This window comes from bacterium, assembly GCA_040757115.1.
Lineage (GTDB): Bacteria > UBA9089 > CG2-30-40-21 > CG2-30-40-21 > SBAY01 > JBFLXS01.
The window spans coordinates 1-5,789 of sequence record JBFLYA010000236.1 but is presented as its reverse complement, the minus strand read 5'-3'; the positions used below and the strand labels follow the sequence as shown (position 1 = coordinate 5,789).

The 5,789-nt window shown below is 36.3% G+C and carries 6 protein-coding genes; 4 read left to right on the top strand and 2 right to left on the bottom strand.

Annotation, left to right across the window (positions count from 1 at the left end; genetic code table 11):
- The first annotated feature begins 269 nt into the window (after positions 1–269).
- The gene (locus AB1422_15865) at positions 270–443 is read left to right on the top strand and encodes a hypothetical protein (protein MEW6620786.1); all 174 of its coding nucleotides are present in this window, start codon (positions 270–272) and stop codon (positions 441–443) included.
- On the opposite strand, the gene AB1422_15860 is transcribed toward AB1422_15865, so the two are convergent.
- Complete coding sequence (locus tag AB1422_15860) at positions 444–1,019, bottom strand: epoxyqueuosine reductase QueH (GenBank protein ID MEW6620785.1); 576 nt, start codon at positions 1,017–1,019, stop codon at positions 444–446. It lies immediately after the preceding gene.
- Positions 1,020–1,417: 398 nt separating this feature from the next.
- Between AB1422_15860 and ruvB the strand changes: the two genes are divergently transcribed.
- Together ruvB and nikR are read left to right on the top strand one after the other, a co-directional pair.
- Positions 1,418–2,425 carry a Holliday junction branch migration DNA helicase RuvB gene (gene ruvB / locus AB1422_15855; GenBank protein MEW6620784.1) on the top strand — a complete coding sequence of 336 codons (1,008 nt, stop codon included), beginning with the start codon at positions 1,418–1,420 and terminating at the stop codon, positions 2,423–2,425.
- A 125-nt stretch (positions 2,426–2,550) separates the two neighbouring features.
- Complete coding sequence (gene nikR / locus AB1422_15850; protein ID MEW6620783.1) at positions 2,551–2,967, top strand: nickel-responsive transcriptional regulator NikR; 417 nt, start codon at positions 2,551–2,553, stop codon at positions 2,965–2,967.
- Positions 2,968–2,980: 13 nt separating this feature from the next.
- Here nikR and AB1422_15845 read toward each other — a convergent pair whose 3' ends face one another.
- Positions 2,981–4,576 (bottom strand): HD domain-containing phosphohydrolase, encoded by a 1,596-nt coding sequence (locus tag AB1422_15845; GenBank protein MEW6620782.1) that lies wholly within the window; start codon positions 4,574–4,576, stop codon positions 2,981–2,983.
- A gap of 182 nt (positions 4,577–4,758) precedes the next feature.
- Between AB1422_15845 and surE the strand changes: the two genes are divergently transcribed.
- A complete protein-coding gene (surE, locus tag AB1422_15840; protein MEW6620781.1) occupies positions 4,759–5,511 on the top strand; it encodes a 5'/3'-nucleotidase SurE in 753 nt (250 codons plus the stop codon).
- The last annotated feature ends 278 nt before the right edge of the window (positions 5,512–5,789 follow it).

Sequence of the window (5,789 nt, the reverse complement as noted above, 5' to 3'; positions counted from 1 at the left end):
TATCCGAACATACTATTTTTGTGCCTTTTTAGGGATATAAGTCAAGAAAAATATTTTTAAAAAAACTTAATTTTTTACTTGACATTTCACCATAAGACTTTGTGAGTCGCAGACTCATGAGCGTTTCCCCTGAAAATAGCGAATTAGTGAATTAGAGATTAGCGAATTAGTATAGTATCCACAGACTCGTATCCTCTGGTTTAGAACACATATTCCCCCTTAATAAAGGGGGTTAGGGGGTTGTCCTTCTCCCATTTTCATTGCCCTTTGTGAGCCCTGGCTCATGTCCGTTTCCCCTGAAAATCGGGGTTCGGGGTTCGGATTTAAGGGTTAAGGAATTCTTTTATTCCCGAGTCCCGAGCCCCGAGTCCCGAGCCCCGAGTCCCGAGCCCCGAGCCCCGAGTCCCGAGTCCCGAGCCCCGATAATTAGTTTGCTTTTTTAGCTAAAAGATGGCTACATGCTGACAACTGATGGCTGACTGCTGAACGCTTACCTCCTTTATACTATACATACAGCCACAGTAATTCTGGCGATAGAGATTATGTTGTTTAGCAAAATTCATCGCTAATTTACTCCCTTCCTTTTTCTTGAAATCACGCTCAAGAAAGGCTTCACCACCCAAATCCCGTCCTATTTTATTTATCAGCACACTATTTTTATGTGGACTTACAGTTAAGGTTGTTGCGAAATATGGAATGTTTAATTCTCTAAATTTTTTAAAAGTTGCATTTAGCCTTATCCAGAAACATACCTCACATCTTTTTCCCCCTTCAGGTTCATCCTTTAAGTTTTCAGTAAGTTTAACCCAATTATCCTTATCATACTCGCCTTCTATCAATTCAAAATCAAGGATTTGGGAGACTTGTTGGGCGACTTCAAGACGCCTTTTATACTCTTGTTCTGGATAAATGTTCGGGTTATAAAAAAATCCGATTACTTTAAACCTTTCTTCTCTTAATCTTTCTACAACCCCACCTCCACATATTCCACAGCAAATATGAAGTCCAATAGTTTTCATAAATACCTCAAAAAAGGTAAGAGGACGATTGTATGTATTTAGTGTTTTCGTCGTAACCGTTCACCGCACAGATACAGAGACGCAGAGAAAAACAGACTTCTACCCCCTCTCAAGAGGGAAAAATTGATTTATTTCTATGTCTTCTCTGTAAACTCTTGCGTCTCTGCGGTGAATTACTATCTAAACGGTTACAAAATTAGTTTAAAATATACCATGAAAAACATTAAAAAGTCAAGACATTTTTTACTAAGGGGTAAGCGGATAGAAATTTTGTTGACATAAAATGAAATTCCTGATAAAATCATTTATGCCAATTAATGAATGCGGAAGTGAGAAGTAGGAATACCGAACTAAAAAAATTAATTCCGCATTCCAAATAACAAATACAGGAGATTAATATGACCGAAGAACGATTAACTATTCCAACATTAACTTTTGAAGATAAAGAGATTGAACAAAGTCTTCGTCCAGCGGAGATGGCTGAATTTGTTGGGCAGGATAAGATTAAAGAGAATTTGTCTATTTTTATTCAAGCGGCTTTAAAGAGAAAGGAATCTCTTGACCATATCTTGCTCTATGGTCCGCCAGGATTGGGGAAGACGACATTGGCATATATTATTGCTCACGAACTGGGCACAAATATCAAAACGACCTCAGGACCTATTTTAGAAAGACCCGGTGACCTTGCCGCTATCTTGACTAACCTTGCAGAACAAGATGTATTGTTTATTGATGAGATTCATCGAATAAATCGAACCGTAGAAGAATTGCTATATTTAGCTATGGAAGATTTTAAATTAGATATTATGATTGGCAAAGGACCTTCTGCCAGGTCAATAAAACTTGATTTACCCAGATTTACCTTAGTCGGTGCCACAACAAAGGCAGGACAACTAACCTCACCACTTCGGGATAGATTTGGCGTGGTTAATCGCTTAGAATTTTATGAAGAAGAAGATATGTTTAAGATAATCAATCGTTCTTCAAAGATTTTAGGGATTGAAATAGAGGAAGAAGCCAGCTGGGAAATTGCCAAACGCAGTCGGAGAACGCCAAGGGTGGCTAATCGACTCCTGAAAAGAATACGAGACTATGCAGAGGTAAAAGGCGAAGGTAAAATTACCAAACAAATAGCAGATATAGCCCTATCTGCATTTGAAATAGATGAAATAGGTCTGGATAATATGGACCGCAAAATTATGGAGACATTGATTGATAAATTCGGTGGAGGTCCTGTTGGACTTAATACCTTAACCGTGGCGGTAAGCGAGGATGTTTCTACGATTGAAGATATTTATGAGCCATTTCTAATCCAGATTGGTTTCCTCAACCGCACACCACGAGGCAGAAAAGCCACTGCCTTAGCCTACACACATCTTAAAAAGGGAGGATATCTTCAATTGTGAATTGAACCTGGCACATTTCCAGATTAAGGGGTAATGCACCGCAGAGGCGCGGAGGTCACAGAAAAATATAATCTCTCTCTCTGCGTTCTCTGCGTCTCTGCGGTGAAAAAAAAGGAGGGTATTCAATGAGTGAATTAATTCGGTTTGGAGTTTCTCTGGATAAAAAACTTCTGGAAAGGTTTGATAAACTTATCCATTCCCAAAATTACACCAATCGTTCTGAGGCTATTCGTGATTTGATTCGGGAAAGTTTGGTAAAAAAGGAATGGGTAGCAGGAAAAGAAATTGCAGGAACAATTACCCTTGTTTATGACCATCACCAGCGAGAGCTGGTGAATACCTTAATGGACATCCAACATAATTTTCACCATCTGATTATTTCTACCCAGCATATCCATCTTGACCATGATAATTGTCTGGAGATAGTCGTTGTCAAAGGAAAATCTGATGAAATTGAAAATTTGGCACATCAGTTAAAATCAACAAGAGGTGTAAAATATAGCTCCTTAAGTCTGGCAACTATGGGTAAGGAATTAGTGTAAAGATAGGGTATCACTATTGACTTTCTTTTTCCTCCTCCAATATTTTTATAAATACCTCAACTATTTTCGGGTCAAATTGCATTCCGGCACATCTTTTCAATTCCATTATTGCATCAGATTTAGATAATGCTTTACGGTATGGTCTATCAGATGTCATTGCATCATAGGCATCGGCTATTTCTATTATTCGAGCACCTAAAGTAATATCAAAAATACCATATGGATACCCTTTACCATCTACTCGTTCATGATGTTGATGAACAACAGAAAGGATTTCTTTATTAAAGTCTATTGGAGATAAAATATTGACACTAATCGTTGGATGTTTTTTCATATCATTAAATTCTTCTAATGTTAATGGACCTGGTTTCAAAAGTATCTTTTCGCTTACACCAATTTTGCCTATATCATGAAACAATCCCGCCAGGTAAATATCATTTAAGTGGTCTTCAGGTAATCCTAAATTATTGGCAATAGCTACGGCATAATTTGCCACATTTTCACAATGCCCTTTTGTATAGGTATCCTTTGCCTCAATCGTTTCTCCTAATGACTGGGTGATACTAATTATTCCTTCACTTCTCAACACAAATAATCGTATATTTTCAATAGCAATCGCCGCCTGGTCGGCTAAGTTAGAGAGAACATCAATTTCATCATCTGTAAATTTATGTATTTGGCTGGAATAAACAGTGATTGTTCCTAACACTCTATTTTGAAAGATTAACGGCACAGAAAGTAATGAGGCAATATTTTCTTTCCGTGTTCTAGATGGGTCTTCAAGTCGTTTATCTTCCTGAGTATTGCTGACAAATATAGGTTTTTTCTCCTTAACAACCCTTCCTACAATACTCTTTCCTACCAGAACCTCTGTTTTTTTAAGATACTCCTTACTTAATCCACAAGAAGTGGTCATAACAAGTGCTTTACCTTTTTCATCTAACAATCTAACGGCACATTTTTTCAAACCCATAGTTGTAGCCGCGGCATTGACTATGGACATAAGCACCTTTCTTAAATCCATCGTTGAAATAATAGTTTTGTTTATCTCAAATAATCCTGAAAGTTCTATGTTTCTTTTATCCAGTTGATACTTTCGGTGACACAAGGTAGATATTAGATGAATAATGGAAAAAAGATGTGTCTTTCGTGCCTCAATATTCTTTTTAGAAAGAACACTCATTCTTTTTAAAACAGAAGTTAGTCTGGCAATATCAAATTCAGAAGGTAATTTTTTAACCAGAGATGAAACCTTTGAACGAGAAGTAAGTAATCCTTCTACAACTATCCATCCTATCAAGACTTCATCAGTGATTATTGGGGTAACCAGACACGATAAGCCCATTGGACAAATTAATTCTTTGGGTTTATCTATCTCTTTTATTTTATCTAAAAATTCACTGCATCTTTTTTTGCCTTCTTTAGTTCCTTTAATACACATACAAAATTTATTCACGCTACCCAATGGAATATGCAGTTTATCTTTTCTATCTATAATTACTACACCTGTTTCAAATGTTTGAGCTAAACTATCTTGAATTTCTTTAAGTGTAGAACGGTCAATTAAATCAGTTAATTTTGGATAAATTCCATTTTTAAATTTCATCATCTCTCCTTATTTTTGGCAATTGGTAACTGGTGAATGGTAGTTAGTTACTTGTTTTTAATTTCGTGAAGCCATATAGTAATTGGTTAAATAATTATTGATTATAACTATATCACAAAATTATTACTTCGTCAAGAGAAAATTTATTGACATAGGAAGTTCAATATGGTATATTTAAAGATTAGATGAACATATTACTGACTAATGATGATGGGATAAAGGCACAAGGATTACATATTTTACGAGAGAGTTTAAGCAAGGTGGGTAAAGTAACGATTATTGCCCCTGACCGTGAAAGGAGTGCATCAGGACATTCATTGACCTTAACGCATCCTATCCGTGTTGACGAGATTGATGAAGATACCTTTGTAACGGATGGAACACCCGCGGATTGTATCAATATCAGTGTTTTAGGTATTTTACCCAAAAGACCCGATTTAATCGTCTCTGGCATTAACCCAGGTCCTAATTTAGGTGAGGATGTAACCTACTCAGGCACGATTTCTGCGGCTATGGAAGGAACACTTTTAAATATACCTTCTTTTTCTATTTCAATGGGCGATTATAAAGACCTAAAATTTGATTTTGCAGGAAAATTTGCTTGCAAAATTGCTAACCTTATCTTAAAACACGGGCTACCATCTCATACTTTCTTAAATATCAATGTGCCTAATTTATCTGAAGAAGAAATTAAAGGTGTATCTATTACCCATCTGGGAAAACGCACATATCAGGAAGAATTAATTAAAAGAACTGACCCAAGAGGAAAGGTTTATTACTGGATTGGCAGTAAATGTGTTATGGATGAAGAAGGGGCGGAAGGAACAGATGTTAGAGCAATTAAAGAAGGTAAAATCTCGATTACCCCACTTCATCTGGATATGACTAATTATGCGGTTATGCCCGAATTTAAGAAATGGAAATTTTGGGAAATATAAACCACAAGAATACATCCCCAGCAAAATATTTAATCTTTACCCATATCTTTTACTGGACGGATTGTAAGCATCCAAGCAGAAATTCCAAATTACAAGCACCAAATACCAAATAAATTCCAAATTCCAAGTTCCAAAGTTCGTATGACGCAGATTTTTGTAAGCGTTCAGGTGGTGTAACAAAAGGAGATGTGGAGATTAAGGAGATAGGGAGATATTATTAAAAAAATTGAAATTAATAGAAACTAATAGAAATTTATGGAAATTTGTTGTTTTCCACA